General features: G+C 72.1%; 25 protein-coding genes. 10 read left to right on the plus strand and 15 right to left on the minus strand.

What is annotated here, in order from left to right:
* Window positions 1-38: 38 nt before the first annotated feature.
* The 9 genes from COUCH_RS04975 (at window position 39) to egtD (ending at window position 8,855) form a co-directional block, all read left to right on the plus strand.
* A complete protein-coding gene (locus COUCH_RS04975; protein WP_249610917.1) occupies window positions 39-668 on the plus strand; it encodes a TetR/AcrR family transcriptional regulator in 630 nt (209 codons plus the stop codon).
* Window positions 665-2,059 (plus strand): aldehyde dehydrogenase family protein, encoded by a 1,395-nt coding sequence (locus tag COUCH_RS04980; protein ID WP_249610918.1) that lies wholly within the window; start codon window positions 665-667, stop codon window positions 2,057-2,059. The genes COUCH_RS04975 and COUCH_RS04980 overlap by 4 nt, the downstream gene beginning before the upstream one ends.
* The gene (locus COUCH_RS04985; RefSeq protein WP_249610919.1) at window positions 2,056-3,141 is read left to right on the plus strand and encodes an alcohol dehydrogenase catalytic domain-containing protein; all 1,086 of its coding nucleotides are present in this window, start codon (window positions 2,056-2,058) and stop codon (window positions 3,139-3,141) included. Before COUCH_RS04980 ends, COUCH_RS04985 begins: the two co-directional genes overlap by 4 nt.
* A gap of 91 nt (window positions 3,142-3,232) precedes the next feature.
* Window positions 3,233-3,409: a DUF1059 domain-containing protein gene (locus tag COUCH_RS04990; RefSeq protein ID WP_249610920.1), complete on the plus strand. Its 177-nt coding sequence runs from the start codon at window positions 3,233-3,235 to the stop codon at window positions 3,407-3,409.
* Between the two features lie 100 nt (window positions 3,410-3,509).
* The gene (locus tag COUCH_RS04995; protein ID WP_249610921.1) at window positions 3,510-4,508 is read left to right on the plus strand and encodes a S1 family peptidase; all 999 of its coding nucleotides are present in this window, start codon (window positions 3,510-3,512) and stop codon (window positions 4,506-4,508) included.
* A gap of 95 nt (window positions 4,509-4,603) precedes the next feature.
* On the plus strand, window positions 4,604-5,845 hold the full coding sequence (egtA, locus tag COUCH_RS05000) for an ergothioneine biosynthesis glutamate--cysteine ligase EgtA (RefSeq protein ID WP_430640886.1): 1,242 nt from the start codon (window positions 4,604-4,606) through the stop codon (window positions 5,843-5,845).
* On the plus strand, window positions 5,842-7,134 hold the full coding sequence (gene egtB / locus COUCH_RS05005) for an ergothioneine biosynthesis protein EgtB (protein ID WP_249610923.1): 1,293 nt from the start codon (window positions 5,842-5,844) through the stop codon (window positions 7,132-7,134). The genes egtA and egtB overlap by 4 nt, the downstream gene beginning before the upstream one ends.
* Complete coding sequence (gene egtC, locus COUCH_RS05010) at window positions 7,134-7,883, plus strand: ergothioneine biosynthesis protein EgtC (RefSeq protein WP_249610924.1); 750 nt, start codon at window positions 7,134-7,136, stop codon at window positions 7,881-7,883. Before egtB ends, egtC begins: the two co-directional genes overlap by 1 nt.
* 3 nt (window positions 7,884-7,886) lie before the next feature.
* Window positions 7,887-8,855 (plus strand): L-histidine N(alpha)-methyltransferase, encoded by a 969-nt coding sequence (gene egtD, locus COUCH_RS05015; protein ID WP_249610925.1) that lies wholly within the window; start codon window positions 7,887-7,889, stop codon window positions 8,853-8,855.
* Here the strand turns inward: egtD and COUCH_RS05020 are convergent.
* The 12 genes from COUCH_RS05020 to COUCH_RS05075 form a co-directional block, all read right to left on the minus strand.
* Window positions 8,842-9,438, minus strand: a complete 597-nt coding sequence (locus tag COUCH_RS05020; protein ID WP_249610926.1) for a TetR/AcrR family transcriptional regulator — start codon at window positions 9,436-9,438, stop codon at window positions 8,842-8,844. The genes egtD and COUCH_RS05020 overlap by 14 nt on opposite strands.
* A 79-nt stretch (window positions 9,439-9,517) precedes the next feature.
* Entirely contained in the window at window positions 9,518-10,723 is a 1,206-nt protein-coding gene (locus COUCH_RS05025; protein ID WP_249610927.1) for an acyl-CoA dehydrogenase family protein, read from the minus strand.
* Complete coding sequence (locus COUCH_RS05030; RefSeq protein ID WP_249610928.1) at window positions 10,723-11,712, minus strand: phosphotransferase family protein; 990 nt, start codon at window positions 11,710-11,712, stop codon at window positions 10,723-10,725. Before COUCH_RS05030 ends, COUCH_RS05025 begins: the two co-directional genes overlap by 1 nt.
* Window positions 11,709-12,500, minus strand: a complete 792-nt coding sequence (locus COUCH_RS05035; RefSeq protein ID WP_249610929.1) for an SDR family oxidoreductase — start codon at window positions 12,498-12,500, stop codon at window positions 11,709-11,711. Before COUCH_RS05035 ends, COUCH_RS05030 begins: the two co-directional genes overlap by 4 nt.
* The gene (locus COUCH_RS05040) at window positions 12,497-13,252 is read right to left on the minus strand and encodes an SDR family oxidoreductase (protein ID WP_249610930.1); all 756 of its coding nucleotides are present in this window, start codon (window positions 13,250-13,252) and stop codon (window positions 12,497-12,499) included. The genes COUCH_RS05035 and COUCH_RS05040 overlap by 4 nt, the downstream gene beginning before the upstream one ends.
* A 133-nt stretch (window positions 13,253-13,385) precedes the next feature.
* Complete coding sequence (locus tag COUCH_RS05045; protein ID WP_249610931.1) at window positions 13,386-14,651, minus strand: ABC transporter substrate-binding protein; 1,266 nt, start codon at window positions 14,649-14,651, stop codon at window positions 13,386-13,388.
* Window positions 14,648-15,706, minus strand: a complete 1,059-nt coding sequence (locus COUCH_RS05050) for a branched-chain amino acid ABC transporter permease (RefSeq protein ID WP_249610932.1) — start codon at window positions 15,704-15,706, stop codon at window positions 14,648-14,650. The genes COUCH_RS05045 and COUCH_RS05050 overlap by 4 nt, the downstream gene beginning before the upstream one ends.
* Window positions 15,703-16,581, minus strand: a complete 879-nt coding sequence (locus tag COUCH_RS05055) for a branched-chain amino acid ABC transporter permease (protein ID WP_249610933.1) — start codon at window positions 16,579-16,581, stop codon at window positions 15,703-15,705. Before COUCH_RS05055 ends, COUCH_RS05050 begins: the two co-directional genes overlap by 4 nt.
* 11 nt (window positions 16,582-16,592) lie before the next feature.
* The gene (locus COUCH_RS05060; protein WP_249610934.1) at window positions 16,593-17,297 is read right to left on the minus strand and encodes an ABC transporter ATP-binding protein; all 705 of its coding nucleotides are present in this window, start codon (window positions 17,295-17,297) and stop codon (window positions 16,593-16,595) included.
* On the minus strand, window positions 17,294-18,001 hold the full coding sequence (locus tag COUCH_RS05065) for an ABC transporter ATP-binding protein (protein ID WP_249613568.1): 708 nt from the start codon (window positions 17,999-18,001) through the stop codon (window positions 17,294-17,296). The genes COUCH_RS05060 and COUCH_RS05065 overlap by 4 nt, the downstream gene beginning before the upstream one ends.
* Before the next feature lie 618 nt (window positions 18,002-18,619).
* Complete coding sequence (locus tag COUCH_RS05070; RefSeq protein WP_249610935.1) at window positions 18,620-19,273, minus strand: fasciclin domain-containing protein; 654 nt, start codon at window positions 19,271-19,273, stop codon at window positions 18,620-18,622.
* Window positions 19,274-19,392: 119 nt separating this feature from the next.
* Entirely contained in the window at window positions 19,393-20,007 is a 615-nt protein-coding gene (locus tag COUCH_RS05075; protein WP_249613569.1) for an alpha-ketoglutarate-dependent dioxygenase AlkB, read from the minus strand.
* 104 nt (window positions 20,008-20,111) lie between these two features.
* Between COUCH_RS05075 and COUCH_RS05080 the strand changes: the two genes are divergently transcribed.
* A complete protein-coding gene (locus COUCH_RS05080) occupies window positions 20,112-20,531 on the plus strand; it encodes a GNAT family N-acetyltransferase (protein WP_249610936.1) in 420 nt (139 codons plus the stop codon).
* Between the two features lie 111 nt (window positions 20,532-20,642).
* On the opposite strand, the gene COUCH_RS05085 is transcribed toward COUCH_RS05080, so the two are convergent.
* Genes COUCH_RS05085 through COUCH_RS05095 form a run of 3 tightly spaced genes read right to left on the minus strand, consistent with a single transcriptional unit; the run spans window position 20,643 to window position 24,433 of the window.
* Window positions 20,643-21,701, minus strand: coding sequence for a succinate dehydrogenase/fumarate reductase iron-sulfur subunit (locus COUCH_RS05085; RefSeq protein ID WP_249610937.1), 1,059 nt, complete (start codon window positions 21,699-21,701; stop codon window positions 20,643-20,645).
* Window positions 21,698-23,611 (minus strand): fumarate reductase/succinate dehydrogenase flavoprotein subunit, encoded by a 1,914-nt coding sequence (locus COUCH_RS05090; RefSeq protein WP_249610938.1) that lies wholly within the window; start codon window positions 23,609-23,611, stop codon window positions 21,698-21,700. Before COUCH_RS05090 ends, COUCH_RS05085 begins: the two co-directional genes overlap by 4 nt.
* A 15-nt stretch (window positions 23,612-23,626) precedes the next feature.
* Window positions 23,627-24,433: a hypothetical protein gene (locus tag COUCH_RS05095; protein WP_249610939.1), complete on the minus strand. Its 807-nt coding sequence runs from the start codon at window positions 24,431-24,433 to the stop codon at window positions 23,627-23,629.
* Between the last annotated feature and the right edge of the window lie 98 nt (window positions 24,434-24,531).

Raw genomic sequence — 24,531 nt, forward strand, 5'->3', positions numbered from 1 at the left:
TGTAAGTTTTCCGAAGTCCAGAGGTGGAGGAGCGATACATGGCCCGCCCCCGGCAGACCCTGCTCTCGCGGGAGCGCATCGTCGAGGTGGCCGCCGCGCTCGTCGACGCCGAAGGGCTCGAAGCCGTCTCGGTGCGCCGGCTCGCCACCGAGCTCGGGGTCGCCGGGCCGTCGCTCTACAACCACTTCGCCACCAAGAACGAGATCCTCGACGCGGTCGCCGACGCGGTGGTCGCCCAGGTCGACGTCTCGTTCTTCGCCACCCACGGGTGGCAGGACGCGCTGCGGCTCTGGGCCCGGTCGTACCACGCGGTGCTCAGCACCCACCCCAACATCGTCCCGGTACTGGCCCAGGGACCCGGCCGGCGCCCGGCCGCGCTCGCCATGGCCGACACCGTCTACGGCGGCCTGATCGAGGGCGGCTGGCCACCGGCCCGGGCCACCCACATCGGCGCGCTCATGCGCTACCTCGTCACCGGCTCCGCGCTCGGGTCGTTCGCGCTCGGCTTCGACGAGGACCCTCAGGTGTACGCCGAGCGCTACCCGCACCTGCGCGACGCCCACCTGCTCGCCGAGCACCGCCGCAGCGTCGACGAGGGCGCGTTCGAGCTCGGCCTGGAAACCGTCGTCACCGGCCTGGAGGCCCTGAAGAACGGAGTGCTGCGATGAACCGGGACAGTCTCTACATCGGTGGCCGGTGGGTGCCGGCGTCCTCCGGCGAGACGATCGCCGTGGAGAACCCGGCGACCGAGGAGACCCTCGGGCACGTGCCGGCCGGGTCGGCCGAGGACGTGGACCGGGCCGTCGCCGCGGCGCGCGCCGCCTTCGACGACTGGGCCGCCACCCCGATGGCCGAACGCGGGGCCCTGCTCGGCAAGCTGCACGAGGCGCTCAGCGCCCGCGCCGGGGAGATCGCCCGTACGGTCGGGCTGGAGCTGGGCGCGCCGCTCAAGGTCGCCAAGGCGGTCCAGGCCGGACTTCCGCTCACCGTGCTGCGCGGGTACGCCGACCACGCCGCGCAACCGGTCGAGGAGGAGACGGCCGGCCACTCGCTGATCGTCCGCGAGCCGGTGGGCGTGGTCGGGGCCATCACCCCGTGGAACTATCCGCTGCACCAGGTCGTGGCGAAGGTGGCCGCCGCCCTGGCCGCCGGGTGCACGGTCGTGCTCAAGCCCAGCGAGCTGACCCCGCTGGTCGCGTACCTGCTCTTCGACGCGGCGGACGAGGCCGGGCTGCCCGCCGGCGTGCTGAACCTGGTCCCGGGCACCGGCCCGGTCGTCGGGGCGGCGATCGCCGGGCACCCGGACGTCGACATGGTCTCGTTCACCGGCTCCACGGCCACCGGCCGGGCGGTCTCGCACGCGGCCGCCGACCGGATCGCGCGCGTGGCCCTGGAGCTGGGCGGCAAGTCCGCCAACGTCATCCTCGAGGACGCCGACGTCACCAAGGCGGTCAAGGTCGGCGTCGGCAACGCGTTCCTCAACTCCGGCCAGACCTGTACGGCGTGGACCCGCATGCTCGTGCACCGCAGCCACTACGCCGCCGCCGTGGAGCTGGCCGCCTCGGCCGCGGAGGCGTACCGCACGGGAGACCCGTTCGACGAGGCCACCCGGCTCGGGCCGCTGGTGTCCGCGGCGCAGCGCGAGCGGGTACGCGGCTTCATCGACCGCGCCGACGCCCGGCTGGTCACCGGCAATGCGCCCGTACCCGGCAAGGGGTATTTCGTGCCCGCGACGGTGTTCGCCGACGTCGACCCGGACAGCGAGCTGGCCCAGGAGGAGATCTTCGGGCCGGTGCTGTCGATCATCCCGTTCGACGACGACGACCACGCCGTCCGGATCGCCAACAACTCCCGGTACGGCCTCGCCGGCGGCGTCTGGGGCTCGCCCGACCGCGCGCTCGCGGTGGCCCGCCGGATGCGCACCGGAGCGGTCGACCTGAACGGGGCCGCGTTCAACCCGGTGGCGCCGTTCGGCGGCTACAAGCAGTCCGGCTTCGGCCGTGAGCTCGGCGTGCACGGCCTCTCCGAATTCCAGCAGACGAAGGCGATCCAGCGATGACGGCGTACGTCCGCGCCCTGGTGGTGCGCGAGCCCGCGGCGGCCCCCGCGGTCGAGGAGATCCGGCTGCCCGAGGTCGGCCCCGGCCAGGTACGGGTGCGCATCCGCGCCGCCGGTGTCTGCCACTCCGACCTGTCGATGGTCAACGGCACGCTGAGCCCGCCGTACCCGCTGGTGCTCGGGCACGAGGCCGCCGGCGAGGTGGTCGAGGCCGGCGCGGGCGTCACCCGGGTCGCCGCCGGTACGCACGTCGCGCTCAACTGGTCGCCGCCGTGCCGCGAGTGCTGGTTCTGTACGCACGGCGAGCCGTGGCTCTGCGCGACGGCGAACGTGGCGGCGCTGGAGAACGGCGCCACCCTCGGCGGCGCGCCGGTGCACGTGACGCTGGGGCTGGGCGCGTTCGCCGAGGAGGTCGTGGTGCCGGAGCGCGCGCTCATCGCCGTACCCGGGGAATTGGCGTGGGAAAGTGCGGCGCTGCTGGGCTGCGCGGTGCTGACCGGCACGGGCGCGGTCCGCAACACCGCCAAGGTGGCCGAGGGTGACTCGGTGGTCGTGATCGGGCTGGGTGGCGTCGGGTTGTCCGTGGTGACGGCGGCCCGGGCCGCGGGCGCGGCGACGGTCGTCGCGGTGGACGTCTCGGAGGGCAAGAAGGCGCTGGCCGAGGCGGCCGGGGCGACCGATTTCGTGGTGTCCGGCGAGACCCTGTCCAAGGACATCCGCTCCCGGACCGGGGGGCGGGGCGCGGACCACGCCTTCGAGTGCGTGGGCCGGGCGGCGACGATCCGGGCGGCGTGGCGGGCGACCCGCCGCGGCGGCCAGGTCACCGTGGTGGGCATGGGCCGCGCCGACGACATGGTGCAGCTGAGCGCGCTCGACATCTTCTCGTCGGCGCGGACGCTGCGGGCCTCGGTGTACGGCTCGGCCGACCCGGACGCCGAGGTGCCGGCGCTCGCCGCGGACGTGCTGTCCGGTGCGCTGCGACTGGATCATCTGGTGACCGACCGGATCGGGCTGGCGGACGTGCCGGCCGCCTTCGACCGGATGGCCCGCGGCGAGGGCGCCCGATCGGTCGTCACTCTCTGACACGAGAGACAGCACGTCGTACGGCGAGCGGGTTTCTACCGTGAGCCGCGGGGTGCCGTTTCGGGGGGTAGGGGGCGGGTACCTCTCGGTCATGACCGTGACGATCCGTTGTGCCGACTTCGGCAACAACTGTCCCGCCCAGTTCACCGCTTCCGACGACGACGAGCTCATGCAGCACGTCGAGCTGCACACCAAGACGGCTCACCAGCCGATGGAGTGGACGCCGGAGCTCGCCGAGGTGGCGAAGACGCACGTGCAGCAGGTGTGACGCCGCAATAGTGACTGACGGTAGCCTTCCGGTGCGGGAGGCTATTGAACAGTGATTGGCCTTCCATCCGACCAGCGATCCCGCGCACGGTGGTCGGACGATGACCAGGACAGCGGCGAAGTTCCTCATTGTGATCGCGGCCCTGCTCGGCGTGTCCGGGGCGGTGGTGGCCACTCGGGCCGGTGCGGCCCATGCCATCGCCAACGGTGAGCGCGTGGCCGACGGACGGTACCCGTTCGCGGTCAAGCTCACGATGACGGGCATCCCGACCGCCGGCGGGGGCCGCCGCGACAGCTCGTGCTCGGGCGGCCTGATCTCGCCGCACTGGGTGCTCACCGCCGGGCACTGCTTCCGCGACATCCGCAACAAGCATGTCTCCCGGCCGGTCGCGCGCAGGACCACGGCCACCGTCGGGCGCGCCGATCTCACCTCCGGTGACGGGCATGTCGCGACGGTGGTCGAGGTGCGGCAGAGCGAGACGGCCGACGTCGCGCTCGCGCGCATCGACCAGGGGATCACCGACATCAAGCCGTTGCGGATCAGCCGCAGCGCCCCGCAGGTGGGTGACGAGGTCCGGCTCGCCGGCTTCGGCCTCACCGACGGTGACGCGACCGCGGAGCCGACCCGGATGCGTACGGGGCGCTTCGAGGTGACGTCGGTCGGCAGGAACGCCATCGGGCTGTCCGGGGTGGCGCCGCGGTCGACCACGAGCCCGTGCCCGCACGACTCGGGCGGGCCGTACTTCTCCGAGGACGACGGGACGCCGGTCGTGGTCGCCGTGGTCAGCCACGGCCCGACCTGTCCGCACCAGGGCGAGGACCAGGGCGGCCGGATCGACGCCGTGGCGCGCTGGATCACCTCGGTCGTCGGCAAGGACCTTGCTTCCACCCCCAAGGCCCGGCCGAAGCCGTCGCCGTCGCGGCAGGCGCGGGACACGAAGGTCGCCGCGCCCGCGTCCGGGCCGGCGGCCGGCCTGAGCGATCTCACCGCGTACCAGGTGTCGGTGCCGGCCGTGGCCGTGGTCGCCGGCGTGGTCGGTTTCGCCGCGCTGCGCCGCCGCCGTCGCCGGCCCCGCGGGGGCGTGCACCGTTCTCGCTGAGCCTTCACCGGTACGCCGCGAAGCCGACTCCCGCAAGACTGCTTTTCCTCCGGATCGGTGTGTATCGTCCGACGAGGTCACTACTACGGGGGAGGGTGATGACTACTCCAGGTAGCGAAAGGGCGGCCTCCGACGAGCTGCTCCGGCTGGCCGAGGCGGCCGAGCACGTCGCCGGCATCTGCTTCAAAACGGGACCACCGCGGCGCCTCGGCGTCGAGCTGGAATGGACGACCCATCCCGCCCGCCGGCCGGCGGGCCACCTGCGGGCAGCGGACCTGAGCGATGCGCTCGGGCCGTACGCGCCCACCGCGCTCGGGAACCCCGAGCCCGTGCCGCTCCCGGGCGGCGGCACGGTCACCCTCGAGCCCGGCGGCCAGGTCGAGATCTCCTCCGCCCCGGCCACCTCCCTCACCGCCCTGTACGAAGCGGTGAGCCTCGATCAGGCGTACCTCGCCGACCTGCTGGCCCGGTCCGGGATCAGCCTCGGCGGGCACGGCCTCGATCCGCACCGCGAGCCGGTGCGCATCCTCGACACCCCCCGGTACGCGGCCATGCACCGCGCCTTCGACCGGGCCGGCAGCCCCGCCGGGCACACCATGATGTGCAGCACCGCCGGCCTGCAGGTCTGCCTCGACGCCGGCCCCCCGCACCGGGCCGCGGCGCGCTGGGCCGCCCTGCACGACCTCGGGCCGCCGCTGCTGGCCACGTTCGCCACCTCCCGTACGCACGCGGGCCGGGACACCGGCTGGGCGAGCGGGCGGATGGCCGCCTGGCACGGCATCGACGCGCGGCGCAGCGGGCCCGTACCCCGCTCGGCGGATCCCGCCGCCGGCTGGGCCGCGTACGCGCTCGACGCCCCGCTGCTGTGCGTCCGCGGCGACGGCGGCGTATGGGAGACCCCGGACGGCGTGACGTTCGCCGACTGGGTCCGCGGCGCGTTGTCCCGGCCGCCCACGGTGGATGACCTCGACTATCACCTCAGCACCCTGTTCCCGCCCGTACGCCCGCGCGGCTACCTCGAGGTGCGCTACCTCGACGCTCAGCCGGGCGGCGAGTGGATCGCGCCCCTGGCGGTGCTGGCCGCGCTGTTCGCCGACGACGCGGTGACCGATGCCGCCCGTGACCTCGCCGCCCCCGCCGCCGACCGGTGGCTGGACGCGGCCCGCGACGGGCTGGCCGACCCCGTGGTGGCGGCGTGCGCGGCCGACGTGGCCGACCTCGCCTGCCGGCACCTCGACCGCACCGGACTGCCCGGGCCCGTACGCGACACGGTCGCCGACATCGTCGGCCGGAGAGTGCGCGACGCGGCCCCCCTCAGGAAGGACCTGTCCCGATGACCCAGGATCTGCGGCTGACCGTCGCCGCCGAGATGGAGCGCGCCCGCGCCCGTACGGCCCTGCTGACCGACGCGGTGGACGAGACCGATCTCGTACGCCAGCACTCCCCGATCATGTCCCCGCTCGTGTGGGACCTCGCGCACGTCGGCAACCAGGAGGAGCTGTGGCTCGTCCGGGACGTCGGCGGGCGGGAGCCCGTACGCCGCGACATCGACGAGCTGTACGACGCGTTCAAGCACCCCCGGCGGGACCGTCCCGCGCTGCCGCTGCTGGGGCCGGAGGAGGCCCGCGCGTACGTCGGCCAGGTGCGCGACAAGGCCCTCGACGTGCTGGATCACGTACGCCTCGACGACCGCCCCCTGCTCAACGGCGGCTTCGCGTTCGGGATGATCGTCCAGCACGAGCAGCAGCACGACGAGACGATGCTCGCCACCCACCAGCTGCGCACGGGCGCGCCCGTCCTCGACGCGCCGGCGCCGCCGCCCGCGCGGGTGCCGGTGGACGGCGAGGTGCTCGTGCCCGGCGGCCCGTTCACGATGGGCACCGACACCGAGCCGTGGGCGCTGGACAACGAACGGCCGGCGCACACCGTGGACGTGCCCGCGTTCCTCATCGACGCGGCCCCGGTCACCAACGCCCGGTACGCCGAGTTCATCGCCGCGGGCGGCTACGACGACCCGCAGTGGTGGAGCGAACGCGGCTGGGCGCACCGGCAGGAGGCCGGCCTCACCGCGCCGATGCACTGGCGGCGGGACGGGGACGGGTGGGCGTACACGCGGTTCGGGCGTACGGAACGCGTCAACCCCGGCGAGCCGGTTGTGCACGTCTGCTGGTTCGAGGCCGAGGCGTACGCCGCGTGGGCCGGCAAGCGGCTGCCCACCGAGGCGGAGTGGGAGAAGGCCGCCCGCCACGACCCGGCCACCGGGCGCTCCCGGCGCTACCCGTGGGGCGACGAGGCGCCGGAGCCCCGGCACGCCAACCTGGGTCAGCGCCACCTCGCCCCGGCGGCGGTGGGGGCGTACCCGGACGGCGCCTCGCCGCTCGGCGTCCACCAGCTCATCGGTGACGTCTGGGAATGGACCAGTTCCGGGTTCCACGGCTATCCCGGCTTCGCCGTCTTCCCGTACGCGGAGTATTCCCAGGTCTTCTTCGGCGGCGACTACAAAGTGCTGCGCGGCGGCTCGTTCGGCACGGACGCGGCCGCGTGCCGGGGCACGTTCCGCAACTGGGACCACCCGATCCGGCGGCAGATCTTCAGCGGCTTCCGCTGCGCCCGGGACGTCGTGTGATGTGCCGCCACCTGGCCTATCTCGGCAGCCCGCGGCCGCTGTCCGCGGTGTTGTTCGAGCCGCCGCATGCGCTCGTGCGGCAGGCGTGGGCGCCGCGGGACATGCGCGGCGGTGGCACGATCAACGCCGACGGCTTCGGCGTGGCCTGGTACCCGCCGGGGCGCGCCGAGCCGGTCCGTTACCGCAGCGCCGCCCCCCTGTGGTCCGACGCCGCCCTTCCGGCGCTGGCGTCCGCCACGGTCGCCGGCGCCGTACTGGCCGCCGTACGGTCCGCCACCGTCGGCATGCCGGTCACCGAGACGGCCGCCGCGCCCTTCGCGGAGGGACCCTGGCTGTTCAGCCACAACGGGGTCGTCCGCGGCTGGCCGGAATCGGTGACCAAGGTCGCCGGCCGGCTGCCGGTCCAGGACCTGATCACGCTCGACGCCCCGACCGACGCCGCGCTGCTCTGGGCGCTGGTCCGGGACCGGCTGCGAGCCGGTACACCGGCGGCCGAGGCGGTCACCGAGGTGCTCGCCGAGGTCGACCTCGCGGCACCCGGTTCCCGCCTCAACCTCCTGCTGACCGACGGGCGGCAGATCGTCGCCACCACGGCCGGCCACGCGCTGTCCGTGCGGGCGGCACCGGCCGCCGTGCTCGTCAGCTCCGAACCCCTCGACGACGACCCGGCCTGGCAGGCCGTACCGGAGCGCCACCTGCTGGTGGCGACCCCGTCCACCCTGACCATCACCCCGCTAGGGAGAGCCTGATCCATGTTGGACGTGCACCTCGACGAACAGGACATCGCCCGGCACCTGCGCGCGGACGTGGCCACCGGCCTGACCGCGCCGGCCAAGTGGCTGCCGCCGAAGTGGTTCTACGACGCCCGCGGCAGCGAGCTGTTCGAGGAGATCACCCGGCTGCCCGAGTACTACCCGACCCGTACCGAGCGGGCGATCCTGGCCGGCCACGCCGCCGACGTCGCCGCGCTCACCGACGCCAAGACGCTGGTCGAGCTCGGCTCCGGCTCGTCGGAGAAGACCCGCCTGCTGCTCGACGCGCTGCTGCGCCACGGCACGCTCGGCGCGTTCGCACCGCTCGACGTGTCCGAGGCGGCGCTGCGCGAGGCGGTCGCCGGGCTCACCGCCGACTACCCGGACCTGGCCGTACGCGGCGTCGTCGGGGACATGACCCGCCACCTCCAGCACATCCCGGACGGCGACAACCGGGTGGTGGCCTTCCTCGGCGGCACGATCGGCAACCTCGTACCGGCGGAACGGGCGACGTTCCTGCGGGACCTGCGTGCGGTGCTCGGCGAGGGTGAATGGCTGCTGCTCGGCACCGACCTCGTCAAGGACCCGGCGATCGTGGTGCCCGCGTACGACGACGCGGCGGGTGTGACGGCCGACTTCAACCGCAACGTGCTGCGCGTGATCAACTCGCGGCTGGGCGCGGACTTCGACGTGGACGCGTACGACCACGTGGCCCTCTGGGACGCGCGCAACGAGTGGATCGAGATGCGGCTGCGCGCCCGTACGGCCCAGCGGGTCACGATCCCGGAGCTCGGGCTCACCGTCGACTACGCCGAGGGCGAGGAGATGCGTACGGAGATCTCCGCGAAGTTCCGCCGCGAAGGGCTGGCGGCGGAACTGGCGGCGGCCGGCTTCGCACTGCGCGAGTGGTGGACGGACCCGCAGGGCTGGTTCGCCGTCTCCCTCGCCCAGGCTGTCACCGCAGGGTGAGCAGGGCCGTGACCGTGCGCGTGAGGACCTGCCGGGCCGCGTCCACGTCGAGGCCCATCGCGTCGCGCAGGGTGCCCCAGGTGGGCCACATGCCGGCCGCCGTCAGCGCGTTCAGCAGTGCCTCGTCGTCGCCGATCTCGCGGGCGAAGAGCGTGCACAGCTCGTCCCGGACCCGCTGGATGTGCACGCGGCGGTAGCTCTGCAGGGCGGGGGAGAACGGCTCCTTGAGCGACGACGCCTTGGCGATCGGGGCGATCTGCTCCAGCATGCGGGCGCGCTGGTGGCAGTACGCCTCGATGCGCCGGTCGAGGGGCAGGTCGGTCGGGACCGGGTCGTACGTCTCGTCGCGCTGCTCGAGGATGAGCTGGCCGCTGGCGGCGAACAGCGCCTCCATGTCCGCGAAGTGGCTCCACAGCGCGCGCAGGCTGACGCCGGCCTGCTTGGCGATGCGGTCCGCGGTGGGACGCAGGTCGCCCTCGCGGATGAGGGCGACGTGCGCCTCGACGATCGCGCTGCGGGTGCGCTCCGAGCGGGCCGTGCGGCCGTCGATGCGCTGGGGCGGGCGGGGTGAGGCGGCCGGCATCAGTAGCTCCGGTGGTGGTGGCTCGTACGGTGGACCGGCCCGGAGAGCGGGGCCGGATGGGAGCGGGCGCGGCCCGGCATCAGGCGCTCCGGTAGCGCTTGAGCTCCCGGCGGGCCAGCGATCGCTTGTGGACCTCGTCCGGGCCGTCCGCCAGCCGCAGGGTACGGGCCGCCGCCCACAGCCGGGCCAGCGGGGTGTCCTGGCCGACGCCGGCCGCGCCGTGGGCCTGGATGGCCTTGTCGAGGATCCACTCGGCGGTGGCCGGTACGACGATCTTGATGGCCTGGATCTCGGTGTGCGCGCCCTTGTTGCCGACGGTGTCCATCAGCCAGGCCGCCTTCAGCACCAGCAGGCGCGCCTGCTCGATGCGGACCCGGGACTCCGCGATCCACTCCTGCACCACGCCCTGCTCGGCGAGGGGCTTGCCGAACGCCGTACGGGCCAGCGCCCGCGTGCACATCAGCTCCAGCGCCCGTTCAGCCATGCCGATGAGCCGCATGCAGTGGTGGATGCGGCCGGGTCCCAGCCGCGCCTGCGAGATCGCGAAGCCGGAGCCCTCCTCGCCGATCAGGTTGCTCACCGGTACGCGCACCCCGTCGAAGATCATCTCCGCGTGGCCGCCGTGGTCGCCGTCGTCGTAGCCGAACACCGTCATGCCCCGCTTGACCGTCAGGCCCGGGGTGTCCCGGGGCACGAGGATCATGCTCTGCTGCACGTGCCGGGCGGCCTCGGGGTCGGTCTTGCCCATCACGATGAAGATCCGGCAGTCCGGGTTCATCGCGCCGGAGATGTAGAACTTGCGGCCGGTGATGACGTACTCGTCGCCGTCGCGCTCGATGCGGGTGCCGATGTTCGTCGCGTCCGAGGAAGCGACCTGCGGCTCGGTCATCGCGAACGCCGAGCGGATCGTCCCGTCCAGCAGCGGACGCAGCCAGCGCTCCCGCTGCTCGGGGCTGCCGAACTCGGCGAGGACCTCCATGTTGCCGGTGTCCGGGGCCGCGCAGTTCAGCGCCGCCGGGGCGATCGACGGGCTCCGGCCGGTCAGCTCGGCCAGCGGCGCGTACTGCAGGTTGGTCAGGCCGGCGCCGTGCTCGCCCGGCAGGAACAGGTTCCACAGGCCGGCGGCCTTGGCCCGCTCCCGCAGCGGGGCCAGCGCGGGCGGCGGCGACCAGTCACCGCGGTACGACCCGTGGAAGCCGTCCTCCGCGGGGTAGACGTACTCGTCCATGAAGGCGAGCAGCCGCTTGCGGTAGTCCTCGGTCTTCTCGTCGTACGCGAAGTCCATCAGTTGTCCTCCAGCGACTCGTGTCCCTGCGCGACGAGCGGTGCCACCATCGCGCCGACGGTGTCGAAGCCCTCGCCGACCGTCTGGCCCTGCACGTAGCGGTAGTGCACGCCCTCGAGGATCACGGCCAGCTTGAACGCGGCGAATGCCACGTACCAGTGCAGGTCGGAGACGTCGCGGCCGGACCGCTTGGCGTAGTGCTCGCCGATCTCCGCCAGGCTCGGGTGCCCGGGCACGGACAGCGGCGTGCGGTCGGGCAGCAGCAGCGGGCGCCCGGCGTAGACGAGCATCAGGGCGACGTCGCTGAGCGGGTCGCCGAGCGTCGACATCTCCCAGTCCAGCACGGCGTTGACCTGCAGCTGCTCGCCGATCAGGACGTTGTCGAGGCGGTAGTCGCCGTGCACGACCGAGCCCGGCCCGCCCGCCGGGATGTCCGCGGCGAGGCGCGCGTGCAGCTCCTCGATGCCCGGCACGTCCCGGCTGCGGGAGGCGTCGAGCTGCTTCTTCCAGCGGCGTACCTGCCGCTCGTTGAAGCCCTCGGGCCGGCCGAAGTCGCCCAGCCCGATCGCCGCCGGGTCCAGCGCGTGCAGGTCGGCGAGGGTGTCCACCAGCGACAGCGTGAGCCGCCGCATGGCTTCCGGACCCATGGCGTCCAGCACGGCGACGTCGCGGTAGATCGTCCCGTCGACGTGCTCCATCAGGTAGAACGGGGCGCCGATGACGTCCGGGTCGGTGCACAGGCGTACGGGCGCCGGCGCGGGGAACCCGGCCTGCGACAGCGCCGCCAGCACCTTGTGCTCGCGGGACATGTCGTGCGCGGTGGGCAGCACGTGCCCGAGCGGCGGCCGGCGCAGCACCCAGCGGTGGGTGCCGTCGGTGACCGCGTACGTGAGGTTGGAGCGCCCGCCGGCGAACATCGTGGCGCTCAGCGGCGGCAAGCCCAGGTACGCCTGCAGCTTCTCCAGGTCGAGTCCGCGCGGCCCGCTCACGGCATCGCCGCCGCGTCGAAGCCGCGCTGGATCTTGTTCATGCCGCCCAGCCAGCGGTCGGGGTCGGTGGCCCGGCGCTGGTAGAACTCGGCCACCTCGGGGTGCGGCAGGATCAGGAAGCTGTCGCCCGCGAGACCCTCCACCACCGTCTCGGCGACGTCCTCCGGCTCGATCGCGCCCGCCGCGAGGAGCGCCTTGCTGGCGCTCCGCCCGCCGTCGACCATCATCGCCGTGTTGACGCCCTGCGGGCACAGCGCCTGCACGGTGACGCCGCGGTGGGCGTACGTGGCGCGCAGCCATTCGGCGAAGCCCAGCGCGGCGTGCTTGGTGACCGAGTACGGCGCCGAGCCGAGCAGCGTGAGCAGCCCTGCGGCGGACACGGTGAACAGCAGCCGGCCGCCGTGGCCGGTTTCGCTGTCGAGCCAGCGGGGGAGCAGGGCGCGGGCCACGTACACATGGGACATGACGTTGACCTGCCACGCCTTCTCCCAGTCGGCGTCGGGAGCGTCGGCCGAGCCCGCGGTGAGGATGCCGGCGTTGGCGCAGAAGAGGTCGCAGCCGCCCAGCTCGTCCCACGCCGTGTCGACGAGGCGGCGCACGTCCGCCTCGTTCGCGACGTCGCCCGGGACGGCCAGGCCACCGATGTCGGCGGCCACGGCCTGCGCGGCCGCCGCGTCGAGGTCGTTCACGACGACCCGGGCGCCGTCGGCGGCGAAGCGGCGGGCCAGCGCCGCGCCGATGCCCCCGCCCGCCCCGGTGACGACGACCCGCGGGAACCGGGCCGTCACTGGACCGACCCGGTGAGCGTGACGCCGCCGTCGATGACCAGCGTCTGACCGGTGATCCAGGCGGCGTCCGGCGAGCAGAGGAACGCCACCGCGCCCGCCACGTCCTCGGGCACGCCGAGGCGGCGCAGCGGGTACGTGGCGGCGACCTCGTCCTCGCGCCCCTCGTACAGCGCGGTGGCGAACTTCGTCTTGACCACGGCGGGCGCGACCGCGTTGACCCGGACCGTGGGAGCCAGCTCGACGGCCAGCTCCTCGGTCAGGTGGATGAGCGCGGCCTTGGTCACGCCGTAGAACGCGATGCCGGGCGCCGGGCGCAGCCCCGAGATCGAGGAGATGTTGACGATCGACCCGCCGGTGTCGGCGAGGCCCCCGCGCAGCGCCTCCTGCACCCAGCCCAGCGTGCCGAGCACGTTGACGTCGAGCATCTTGCGTGCCGCGCCCAGGTCGAGCGTGCCGAGCGGCCCGTAGGCCGGGTTGATGCCGATGTTGTTGACCAGCACCGACACCGGGCCGAACGCGCCGAGCACGGTGTCCACGACCGCCGCGCGGTGGTCGGCGTCGTCGCCCTTGCCGGGGACCGCGATGGCGACCTCGGGGCCGCCCAGGTCCTTGACCGCGGACTCGAGCGCCTGCGCGTCCCGGCCGGTGATGCAGACCTTCGCACCCTCGGCGATGAAGCGTTGGGCGATGGCGAACCCGATTCCACGGCTGGCGCCCGTCACGATCGCGACGGCGCCCGAGAGCTTCGACATCCGGCCAGAACCCCCAAAGAATGTGCACTTAGAGTGCGAAATACTAACGGGTAACTTCCCCGCCGCCAACCCTGCATCGGCCGGCGGCGGGCCGCAACCATTTCGCTTCCTTTACCGATTCACCTCGGATCCGCTACGGAGCGGCGGGGATCCCGTTCGACGGCGGGACCGCCGGGGCCGCCGTGTACGGCTGCACCGCCCCGTCTGCGTCGTCCGTCTGGTACACCGTGCCGAAGTACGCCTGCTCGCCGCCCTGCACGCGGCTCATCTTCATCCCGCCGTACCCGGAATGATCGGTCTTGGAGAACCGCAGCGGGGCCATGCCGGGGCCCTGGAAGCCGCCCTTCTCCACCGCGGCGATGAGCCCGTCGCGGGTCAGATCCTTCCCGGCCGCCTGCAACGTCTGCACGAACAGGTACGCGACCGACATGCCGTAGACGACGTTGTTGTCGAACTCGGCGTTGCCGTTGTACTGCGAGTTGACTCGTTTGTAGAGCTGGATCCACGGGTTCGCGTCGTCGGTGCTCAGCGGCAGGTAGTTGTCCGAGATCAGCCCCTCGGTCAGCGGCGCCGCCGGCCCGAGCTGCTTCTTCAGCGTGGTGAGGTCCGCGCCGACCTGAGAGACGACGAACTGCGGCTTGAAGCCGATCTTCGACGCGGTGCCGAGGCTCAGCGCGGTGAAGCCCGGGACGGTGGCGAGCATGACGACCTGGCAGCCGGCCTGCTTGAGCGCGCCCATCTGCGGGCCGACGTTGGGGTTGCTGGTGACGTACGACTGCTTGGCGGCCACCGGGCCGAGGATCTTCTCGATGCCGGCCAGCGCGTCGCGGCCGAAGTCGTCGTCCTGCCCCAGGAAGCACACCTTCTTGCCGGCCTGGGTCTGCTTGACGTGCGTCGCCAGGATCTTGCCCTCGACGGTGTAGTCGACGTTGAAGCCGAACGTGCCCGGGTACTTGTCCGGCTGGTTCCAGCTGCGGCTGCCCGAGGCCACGAAGAGGTCCGGCACCCGGTTGGTCTTCAGGAAGTCCAGCACGCCGGTGTGGGTCGGGGTGCCCAGGCCGTTGAGGATCGCGAACACCTTGTCCTGCAGCACGAGCTCGCGGACGACCTGCTGGGTGGTGGCCGGGTTGTAGGTGTCGTCCATGATCTTGTAGGTGATCTTCCGGCCGTGCACGCCGCCGTTCGCGTTCACGTAGTCGAAGTACGCCTTGGACGCCGGCGCGATCTTCGAGTAACCGGCCGCGGCCGGGCCGGTGAGCGGCATGTGCGTGCCGACGACGATCTCGGATCCGGTCACGCCGGGGGTGTTCGAGCTGCTGCCGCCACCGCCGCTGTCGCTGCAGGCGGTCGCCGCGGCCACCAGGGCCAGCGCGACGAGGGCGGTCGAAGTACGCCTCATGCCTTTCTCCTTATGCGTGTGAGGGGATGGAGCGATATGCGTCTCAAGGGATTGAGCGATGCGATGCCGCCGGGAGCGGCGAGCATGACGACGACGAGGGTCACGCCGAACAGCGCGAGCGGCAGGTTGCCCTCCAGCCGCTGCGCGTCGATGCCCTCGGTGACCGTGTGGGCCAGGGCCGGGAGCGCGACCAGCAGCACCGCGCCCCAGAACGCGCCGGCCAGGCTGCCGAGCCCGCCGATGACGATGGCCATGACCAGGAAGAGCGAGAGGGTCAGCGGGAACGCGCCGGGGGACACGCTCTGGGCGAGGACCGCGACGAGCGCGCCGCCGAGGCCGGCGCAGGCCGCGCTCACCACGAACGTCAGGACCTGGGTACGGGCGACGCCGACGCCCGCGAGCCGCGCGGCGGTCTCGTCGTCGCGTACCGCCCGCATCTCGCGGCCGAAGCGGCCCCGGACGAGCACCGCGAGCGTGAGCATCGTCAGAAGGGCGCCGGTCCAGCACAGCCACGCCTGCCACCGCTCGACCGGGATCGTGCCGGGCGGCGGATCGAGCACCACGGACAGGCCCTGGTCGCTGTTGAACGTGGTGTCGAAGGTGCTCGTGATGGCCGGCACGACCACCGCCACCGCGAGCGTCAGCCCGGCGAGATAGGGCCCGCGCAACCGGGCCGCCGCCAGGCCCACGACCGCACCGGCCACGGTGGCCAGCGCGACCGCCGCCAGGACGGAGACCAGCAGCGTCCACTGCCCCCGGCCGGCCAGCTTGTCCTGCAACAGAGCGACCGTGTACGCGCCCGTCGCCATCAGCGCGCCGTGCCCGAGCGACAGCTGCCCGTTCAGACCGGTGAGCACCGTGAGGCCGGCCGTGACACAGAGGTACGCCCCGATGGTCGCCAGCTGGTAGGTCCGGAAGGGCGGGAGGGCGTACGTCAGCGCCACGACCGCCACCGCGCCGCCGACCGTCCACAGCAGATACCGCAGCTTCCAGGGGCGATCCCGGGTGGGGGTGACGGCCGGCCCCGTGCTGACGCGTTCCCGCACGATGCTCATACCGCCCTCGCCGCCGATCGGGAGAAGAGCCCGCCCGGACGGCCCAGGAGCACCACGACGAGGAGGACGAGAACCGCGATCGGCGCGACCGTGGCGCCCAGATAGCCGCTCACGTACGACAGCAGCAGGCCGACGATCAGCCCGCCGACCACCGAGCCGACCGCGCTGTCCAGGCCGCCGACGACCGCGGCGGTGAACGACGAGACGAAGACGATGTCCATCGCGTTGGGGTGCAGGCCCAGCTCGGTGGGGAGCACCAGCATCCCGGCGAGCGAGCCGACCGCCGCCGCCAGCGCCCAGCCCAGCGTCAGCATGCCGCCGACGTTCACGCCGAGCAGCCGGGAGACGTCGGGCGCGAAGGCCGAGGCGCGCATGCGCAGGCCGATCGCCGTACGCGTGAACAGCAGCGCGAGCAGGACCACCACGGTGGCCACCGCCGCGAACACGAACAGGTCGAACCGCGACAGCAGCGCCACCCCGCCGACCTCGAACGCGTCGCGGCTGAACGGCGCGCCGGCCGGGCGGTACTCGTTGCCGTAGATCATGCCGAGCACGCCCTGGATGACCAGCACGAGGCCGAGCGCCACCACGACCCCGTTGAGCGGCGACGAGTGGTCGACGAACCGCATCACCAGCCGCTCGGTCACCGCGCCCAGCAGCAGGCCCGCGGCGATCGCCACGACGAAGCCGAGCCAGTAGGAGCCGGTCGCGGACGACACGGAGTAGCCGGCGTACGCGGTCGCCACCGCCATCGCGCCCTGGGCGAAGTTGACGATCCTCGTGGCCCGCCAGATCAGGACCAGCGCCAGGGCGAACGCGGCGTACACCGCACCCCGGCCCAGGCCGTCGAACGTGAGAAACACGAACCGGTCCATGGTCCTCCTCCTCAGAAACCGAGGTACGCGTGGCGGAGCTCGTCGTCGATCGACGTGCCCCGGGTGACGACGCGCCCCAGCGACATGACGACGGCCTCGTCGGCGACGGCGAGTGCGCTGCGCACGTTCTGCTCCACCAGCAGCACGGTCAGCCCGCTGCGGTCGCGCAGGGTGCGCAGCAACGCCATGATCTGCGCGGTCACCCGCGGCGCCAGGCCCAGCGACGGCTCGTCCAGCAGCAACAGCCGGGGCCGCCCGACCAGCGCCCGGCCCAGCGCGAGCATCTGCCGCTCGCCGCCGGACAACTGATGACCCGGGAAGCTGCGGCGGCGGGCCAGCGGCTCGAAGAGCTCGTACACCTCGTCGAGCGCGCGCTTGGCGTCGGGCCGGTCCCGCCGCCACAGGCCGCCCAGGCGCAGGTTCTCGTCCACGGTGAGCTCCGTGACGACGCCGCGGCCCTCCGGCACGTGCGCGATGCCTCGGCGCACCATCTGCTCGACCTTCACCCCGCGCAGGTCCAGGCCGTCGAAGAGGACGCGGCCCGCGGTCGGCCGCAACAAGCCCGAGAGCGTACGCAGTAGCGTCGTCTTCCCGGCCCCGTTCGCGCCGAGCACCGCGGTGATGGAGCCGGCCGCCACGTCCAGATCGATGCCGGTGAGCACGGGCGCGGCGCCGTACCCGGCCGTCAACCCCTCGACGTGCAGCAACCCGCTCATGTGGCGGCGCCCAGGTACGCGTCGGCCACGGCCTCGTTCGTGCGGATCTCGTCCGGCGTGCCGTGGGCGACGGGTCTGCCGAAGTCGAGCACGAGGATCTCGTCGCACACCGCCATGACGAGGTCCATGTGGTGCTCGACGAGCAGCACCGAGCAGGGCAGGCCGGTGATGAGCTCGCGCAGCTCCTCGATCTCCTCGGCGCCGAGGCCGCCCGCCGGCTCGTCCAGCAGGAGCAGCCGGGGCTCGGCCACCAGGGCGCGGGCGAGCGAGACGCGTTTGCGGACCGCGTACGGAAGGCGTCCGGGCAGGGTGCCGGCGTGCTGGGCGACGCCGCACCGCTCCAGCTCGGCCCAGGCCCGGCCGGCCGCGCCGGGCGCGGCGACCTGCACGTTCTCCAGCACGGTGAGGCTCGGGAAGAGCCCGACCCCCTGCAGCGTACGGGCGATGCCGAGCCTCGTGAGGCGGTGCGGGCGCGGCCGCAGCGGCCGGCCGTCGAACGTCAGGGTTCCGCCGGTGGGGGCGACGAACCCGCACACGACGTTGAAGAGGGTGGTCTTGCCGGCGCCGTTGGGGCCGATGACGCCGACCGTACGGCCGGGCGCGACGCGCAGGGAGACGCCGTCGAGGGCGACCAGCCCGCCGAATCGGACGCTTATCTGATGGAGGGTGAGGCCGGGGCTGGCCTCGCCGGCGGGCATGGTCATCGTCACCTCGGCGATGAGGGCGGACGTGTCCTGGATGGAGCCTGCGGAGATCAAACTAATTACACTTGGAGTGTAAGTTCTTGCGCTGCGGTGTCAATGGCCCGCGAAGCATCGGTGTCAACGAATTCCGGCAGCTCGTACGGCTCGGCATCCTGCGCAGGCCGATCGGCTCCACGGGGAGGGAGTGCTCGGCGATGGTCGCGGTCATCCCGATCCTGATGATCAACGAGATCGACCGTGCCACCGACAACCGCGTCCAGGGCCGGGGCATGCGCCGCCCCGGCCGTGCGGTGCTCGTCCGGAGGGTGAGCCTCTGGACGGCGTTCCTCGTCCTCGACGGCGTGGGTGGCCGTCGCGGTCCTCGGCGCGGCGGACCCGGCGGGCCCGACCGCCCTGGCGACGCCGCCGTGGAGGCGAGGGCGGCGAGCGCCGCGATCGGCCTCATCCGCCGGATCATCGCCGGGCAGGAGGCCGTCATGAGCGGCGGGGTCGCGGCACCGGTCCTGCCCGCGCAGCCGGCCCCGCAGCGGGGACTGGTCAGACAGCCGGCCCACTGGCCGGCACAAACGAGCGCGGTGGCCGCGGATCCCGCTGCGGCCACCGCGAAGAAGATGCTCGTTACGGCAGGTCGGACGGGCGCAGCACCCGGTCGATGGCGTGGGCGATCTGCTTGTTGCCCTTGTTGATGTCGTACTTCACCACGCGCGGGTCGCGGTCCGAGCGGTCCGCGTCGATCAGGCGGATGTACCGGGGGCCGTACCAGCAGCGGGTGACGTCCACAGTGATCTTGCCGCCGCCGGCCGTGGTGAGCTTCGCACCGTCGGACTTCAGGGCCGCCCGGCGGTCGATCGTCGCGCCCGGGACCACGTGGTAGAGCAGCACCGCCTCGACCGTGTCGATGTCCAGGCCCGCGACGGCCGTGAAGGCCTGCTGCTCGCTCGGCAGCTTGCGGCTGTTCGTGAGGTCGGCGACGAGCTTCTGGAAGGCCGCGTCGGTCGGCACGAACGCGGTCAGCGCCACCTTGCCGTCGGTGAGCACCTTGACCGGGCTGGCGGGCTTGGCGTCCAGCACGGCGAGCACCGCGGCGGTCAGGACGTCGAAGTCGCGGCTGTTGCGGTCGAAGCCGCTCGTGTCCTTGGTCAGGACCGCGGCCAGCGACCGGGTGCCGGTCTTGCCGTGGGCGGAGGCGCCCGCGGCGCCCACCGCGGTGACCGCCAGCACGGCGGCGGTGGCGGTGGCGGCGGTACGAGCGAGCAGTCTTGCCACGTTCATCTGCGCACATCCTTCGTCGGTGAAGTCGTGGACCCCGTGGGCGGGTGCCCTCACCCGGATGTTCGCCACGACCCCGGCGGACGGATGCAGCTTCTTCTCAGAAAATCTCGTCCTGCCCCTCAGGCGACGTTGAGCGGGCGGAACTGCACGCTCACCCGCGGGCCGACCGGCTTGGCCGTCTTCGGGATCGCGTGCTCCCACGTGCGCTGGCAGGAACCGCCCATCACGATCAGATCCCCGTGGCCCTGCGGGAACCGCAGCGTCTCCGCGCCGCCCGCCCGGGGCCGCAACATCAGGGTGCGGGGCGAGCCGAACGACACGATCGCCACCATGGTGTCCTCGCGGGACGAGCGGCCCAGCGTGTCACCGTGCCAGGCGACGCTGTCGCGGCCGTCGCGGTACAGGCACATGCCGGCGGTCACGAACGGCTCGCCCAGCTCCGCGCGGTAGTGGGCGGACAGGGTCTCACGCGCCTCGGTGAGCGCCGGGTGCGGCAACTGCTCGTCGCCGGCATACCAGCGCAGCAGCCGCGGCACGTCGACCACGCCGTCGTACATCTGGCGGCGCTCGGCCCGCCAGTCGACCTCGGTCAGCAGCGTCCGGAAGACGTCGTCGGAGCCGTGCACCCAGCCGGGCAGCACGTCGACCCACGCGCCGGCGGTCAACCGGTGCCGGACGAGGCGGCCGGCGAGCGGCTCGACGGTCGGGCCGGACCCACCCATGAGGTCGAGCATCGACGGCTGATAAGCACCCACGGCGGCCACTCTACTCCGCCATTAGAACTCGTGTACGAGTACAGCGCCATGCGTGGTCGTCGTCGACGGCTGAGAAGTCTCCCATGATCGTGAGAAAGGGTGGCGTGGCCGATGGGGCGGCGCTCGCCGAGCTGCGGGACATCGACGAGGGCGAGATCGCGGCGTTCGCCGGCTGGGTGGCTTCCCACGCGGAGACGCACCTGCCGTTCGTCGCCGAGATCGACGGGCAGGTGGTCGGCGCCGCCTGGCTGCATGTCGCGGAGCGGGTGCCGGGCGCCGGCGTGCTGACCCGGTGGTACGGCGACATCCAGTCGGTGATGGTGCGCGAGGAGCAGCGCAATCGCGGCGTCGGGGCTGCGCTGATGGCGGCGATCCTGGACGAGGCGCGGGCGCGCGGGCTGGAGCATGTGACCGTCCACTCGGGGCGCCGCGCGGTGGATTTCTATCTGCGGAACGGCTTCGGTCATCACCGTCGGATGATGATCTGGGAGCCGGGCGGGTAGTCACGCCCCGGTGCCGCATGCCGCGAGCCGCCGGCGGGGTGCTGCGGTTGCCGGCGGGTGGATCCGTACCTGAAAAGGAGAGGGACCCGCCGGAAAGCGGGTCCCTCGCGATCAGTCCTTGCCCGGTTCGGGGTGGTTGTAGGTCACGTTCGGCAGCGGGAATTCCTGGTCGTCGCCGAAGGGCGACGGGCCGCCCGGCCGTTCGGCGAGCAGCTCGGCGACGTCGAGCTTGCCGTCCGGGTTGAGCGCCGGCGCGAGGGGCAGCGGGGCCCCCGACTTGCCGAGCCCGGCCGCGACCCCGGTGGCGCCCTCGGACGTGCTCGGGGCCATCGACTGTCCGTTGGAGCTGGACCCGCCGTGCGAAGCGCCGCCGTGCGAGCCTGCGCCGTGCGAACCGTTGCCGTTCGAGCCGCTGCCGTCGAGCTGGTCGCGGCGGAAGATCTTGCGGCCGAGCCAGACCAGCGGGTCGTAGCGGCGGTCCACCACCCGTTCCTTCATCGGGATGATGGCGTTGTCCGTGATCTTGATGTGTTCGGGGCAGACCTCGGTGCAGCACTTGGTGATGTTGCAGTAGCCGAGGCCCTGGCTGGCCTGCGCGTACTCCTTGCGGTCCGTACGGTCGTCCAGCGGGTGCATGTCCAGCTCGGCCGCGCGGATGAAGAAGCGCGGGCCGCTGAACGCCTTCTTGTTCTCCTCGTGGTCACGGACGACGTGGCAGGTGTTCTGGCAGAGGAAGCACTCGATGCACTTGCGGAACTCCTGCGAGCGCTCGACGTCGACCTGCTTCATCCGGTATTCGCCGGGTGCGACACCCTTCGGCGGCGCGAACGCGGGCGTCTCGCGGGCCTTCTCGTAGTTGAAGGACACGTCGGTCACCAAGTCGCGGATCACCGGGAAGGTGCGCAGCGGCGTGATGGTGACCGTCTCGTTCTCCTCGAACGTCGACATCCGGGTCATGCAGCTCAGCCGCGGCTTGCCGTTGATCTCCATCGAGCACGAGCCGCACTTGCCGGCCTTGCAGTTCCAGCGGCACGCCAGGTCCGGCGCCTCGGTGGCCTGCAGCCGGTGGATGGCGTCGAGCACGACCTCGCCCTCGTTGACCTCGACCTGGAAGTCCTGGATCTCGCCGCCGGACGAGTCGCCCCGCCAGATCCGGAAGTGGCGCTTCATCGGGTGGCCTCCGTCGTGATCGCGTCGAACTCGGCGAGCTCCTCATCGGTCAGGTACTTGCTGAGCTCACTGCGCTTGAAGAGCTGGAGGAGCTCGTCGCGCATCTTCGGCAGCGGCTTGCGCTCGAGATGCACGTCGCCCGCCTCGTCGAGCGAGCAGACCAGGTTCACCGTGCGCCATTGCGGGCTCATCTTCGGGAAGTCCTCGCGGGTGTGGCCGCCGCGGGACTCCTCGCGCTCCAGCGCGGCCTTCGCCGTGCACTCGGAGACGACGAGCATGTTGCGCAGGTCCAGGGCCAGGTGCCAGCCCGGGTTGTAGCGCCGGCCGCCGGTCGCGCCGACGTTCGCCACCCGCGGCTTCAGCTCCTGCAGGCGCTTCAGCGCGTCGGTCAGCTCCGCCTCGCGGCGGATGATGCCGACCAGCTCACCCATCACGGCCTGCAGGTCCTGCTGCAGCTTGTACGGGTTCTCGCCACCCTCCCGGCTCAGCGGGGCGAGCGCGGTGTCGACCGCGGCCTCGACGTCCGCGGTCGACACCTTCGGGCGCTTGGGGAGCGCGTCGGTGTACGCGGCCGCGTGCTCACCCGCCCGCTTGCCGAAGACCAGCAGGTCGGACAGCGAGTTGCCGCCCAGCCGGTTGGAGCCGTGCATGCCGCCGGACACCTCGCCGGCCGCGAACAGGCCCTCCACGTGGCCGAACGCGGCACCCGTGTCGGGGTCGACCTCGACGCCGCCCATCACGTAGTGGCAGGTCGGGCCGACCTCCATCGGCTCCTTGGTGATGTCGACGTCGGCCAGCTCCTTGAACTGGTGGTACATCGACGGGAGCCGCCGGGTGATCGTCTCGGCCGGCATGCGGGTGGAGACGTCGAGGAACACGCCGCCGGACTTCGTGCCGCGGCCCGCCTTGACCTCGCTGTTGATGGCGCGGGCCACCTCGTCGCGGGGCAGCAGCTCGGGCGGGCGGCGGTTGTTGTCCGGGTCGGTGTACCAGCGGTCCGCCTCCTCCTCGGTCTCGGCGTACTGGTGCCGGAACACGTCGGGGACGTAGTCGAACATGAACCGCTTGCCGTCGGAGTTGCGCAGCACGCCACCGTCGCCGCGGACCGACTCGGTGACCAGGATGCCCTTGACGGACGGCGGCCAGACCATGCCGGTCGGGTGGAACTGCAGGAACTCCATGTTGATCAGCGTCGCCCCGGCGCGCAGCGCCAGCGCGTGACCGTCGCCGGTGTACTCCCACGAGTTGGAGGTCACCTTGTACGACCGCCCGACGCCGCCGGTGGCCAGCACGACCGCGGGCGCCTCCAGCAGGATGAACTCGCCGGACTCGCGGTAGTAGCCGAACGCGCCCGCGATGCGGTCACCCTCGAGCAGCAGCTCCGTGATCGTCGTCTCGGCGAACACCCGGATCCGCGAGTCGTAGCTCCCGGTCTCGGCGAAGTCCTCCTGCTGCAGCGACACGATCTTCTGCTGCAGCGTACGGATCAGCTCCAGGCCCGTACGGTCGCCGACGTGGGCGAGGCGCGGGTACTCGTGGCCGCCGAAGTTGCGCTGGGAGATCTTGCCGTCCTTCGTACGGTCGAACAGCGCCCCGTACGTCTCCAGCTCCCAGATCCGCTCCGGTGCCTCCTTGGCGTGCAGCTCCGCCATCCGGAAGTTGTTCAGGAACTTCCCGCCGCGCATGGTGTCACCGAAGTGCACCATCCAGTTGTCGCGGCTGTTCACGTTGCCCATCGCCGCCGCGGCGCCGCCCTCGGCCATGACCGTGTGCGCCTTGCCGAACAGCGACTTCGAGATGATCGCGGTCTTCTTGCCGGCCAGCCGGGCCTCGATGGCGGCCCGCAGCCCGGCGCCGCCCGCGCCGATGACGACGACGTCGTAGTGGTGTCGTTCGATTCGCGTAGTCATGTGTCTGGGGGCCCTCTAGTTGATGAAGCGCAGGTCGTGGAACCAGTTGGCCGACACTGCCATGACGTAGAAGTCCGTCAGGGCGAGCGTGCCGAGCGTGATCCAGGCGAGCTGCATGTGCCGGGCGTTCAACTTCGAGACGACGACCCAGAAGCGGTAGCGCACCGGGTGCTTCGAGAAGTGCTTGAGCCGCCCGGCCACGATGTGCCGGCAGGAATGGCAGGACACCGTGTACGCCCACAGCATCACCACGTTGATCAGCAGGACGATGTTGCCCAGCCCGAACCCGAACTTGTCCCCGGACTGGAAGGCCAGCACGGCGTCCCAGGTGTTGATCACGGAGATGATCGCGGCGGCGTAGAACGCGTACCGGTGGATGTTCTGGAAGATCAGCGGGAACCGCGTCTCACCGGTGTACTTCTTGTGCCCGTCCGGCACGGCACAGGCCGGCGGCGACAGCCAGAAGGCCCGGTAGTACGCCTTCCGGTAGTAGTAACAGGTGAGCCGGAAGAGCAGCAGGAACGGAAGGGTCAACGCGGCTTCCGGGAGAAGCCAGAAGGACGGCAGCGGCGTGCCGAACTCCGCGGACCCGTCGACGCACCGGTCGGTGAGACAGGGCGAGTAGAACGGGGTCAGATAGTGATACTGATCGACGTAGTACCACTTGTGCATGAACACGCGGACAGTGGCGTAGATCACCCACGCACTGAGCCCCACGAAGGTCACCAGCGGCGGAATCCACCACCGGTCCGTCCGCAACGTCTTCGCCGCGATGGCGGCGCGAGAGCGCCCCGCATCCGGCCTCGTTGCCGTCGTCGTCATTGACTGATCTCCCTGACAGTGCTGTAGGACCTGCTCTGCCGGCGGGCGCCCGTGAACGTGGTTGCTCCGGGGATACGCGTCCGCAATGTGTGGCACAC

Source organism: Couchioplanes caeruleus (assembly GCF_023499255.1).
Lineage (GTDB): Bacteria > Actinomycetota > Actinomycetes > Mycobacteriales > Micromonosporaceae > Actinoplanes > Actinoplanes caeruleus_A.

Coding starts and splice junctions, on each gene's coding strand:
- COUCH_RS04975 (WP_249610917.1), top strand. CDS start 39: ATGGCCCGCCCCCGGCAGACCCTGCTCTCGCGGGAGCGCATCGTCGAG.
- COUCH_RS04980 (WP_249610918.1), top strand. CDS start 665: ATGAACCGGGACAGTCTCTACATCGGTGGCCGGTGGGTGCCGGCGTCC.
- COUCH_RS04985 (WP_249610919.1), top strand. CDS start 2,056: ATGACGGCGTACGTCCGCGCCCTGGTGGTGCGCGAGCCCGCGGCGGCC.
- COUCH_RS04990 (WP_249610920.1), top strand. CDS start 3,233: ATGACCGTGACGATCCGTTGTGCCGACTTCGGCAACAACTGTCCCGCC.
- COUCH_RS04995 (WP_249610921.1), top strand. CDS start 3,510: ATGACCAGGACAGCGGCGAAGTTCCTCATTGTGATCGCGGCCCTGCTC.
- egtB (WP_249610923.1), top strand. CDS start 5,842: ATGACCCAGGATCTGCGGCTGACCGTCGCCGCCGAGATGGAGCGCGCC.
- egtC (WP_249610924.1), top strand. CDS start 7,134: ATGTGCCGCCACCTGGCCTATCTCGGCAGCCCGCGGCCGCTGTCCGCG.
- egtD (WP_249610925.1), top strand. CDS start 7,887: ATGTTGGACGTGCACCTCGACGAACAGGACATCGCCCGGCACCTGCGC.
- COUCH_RS05020 (WP_249610926.1), bottom strand. CDS start 9,438: ATGCCGGCCGCCTCACCCCGCCCGCCCCAGCGCATCGACGGCCGCACG.
- COUCH_RS05025 (WP_249610927.1), bottom strand. CDS start 10,723: ATGGACTTCGCGTACGACGAGAAGACCGAGGACTACCGCAAGCGGCTG.
- COUCH_RS05040 (WP_249610930.1), bottom strand. CDS start 13,252: ATGTCGAAGCTCTCGGGCGCCGTCGCGATCGTGACGGGCGCCAGCCGT.
- COUCH_RS05045 (WP_249610931.1), bottom strand. CDS start 14,651: ATGAGGCGTACTTCGACCGCCCTCGTCGCGCTGGCCCTGGTGGCCGCG.
- COUCH_RS05050 (WP_249610932.1), bottom strand. CDS start 15,706: ATGAGCATCGTGCGGGAACGCGTCAGCACGGGGCCGGCCGTCACCCCC.
- COUCH_RS05055 (WP_249610933.1), bottom strand. CDS start 16,581: ATGGACCGGTTCGTGTTTCTCACGTTCGACGGCCTGGGCCGGGGTGCG.
- COUCH_RS05060 (WP_249610934.1), bottom strand. CDS start 17,297: ATGAGCGGGTTGCTGCACGTCGAGGGGTTGACGGCCGGGTACGGCGCC.
- COUCH_RS05065 (WP_249613568.1), bottom strand. CDS start 18,001: ATGACCATGCCCGCCGGCGAGGCCAGCCCCGGCCTCACCCTCCATCAG.
- COUCH_RS05070 (WP_249610935.1), bottom strand. CDS start 19,273: ATGAACGTGGCAAGACTGCTCGCTCGTACCGCCGCCACCGCCACCGCC.
- COUCH_RS05075 (WP_249613569.1), bottom strand. CDS start 20,007: ATGCTCGACCTCATGGGTGGGTCCGGCCCGACCGTCGAGCCGCTCGCC.
- COUCH_RS05080 (WP_249610936.1), top strand. CDS start 20,112: ATGATCGTGAGAAAGGGTGGCGTGGCCGATGGGGCGGCGCTCGCCGAG.
- COUCH_RS05085 (WP_249610937.1), bottom strand. CDS start 21,701: ATGAAGCGCCACTTCCGGATCTGGCGGGGCGACTCGTCCGGCGGCGAG.
- COUCH_RS05090 (WP_249610938.1), bottom strand. CDS start 23,611: ATGACTACGCGAATCGAACGACACCACTACGACGTCGTCGTCATCGGC.
- COUCH_RS05095 (WP_249610939.1), bottom strand. CDS start 24,433: ATGACGACGACGGCAACGAGGCCGGATGCGGGGCGCTCTCGCGCCGCC.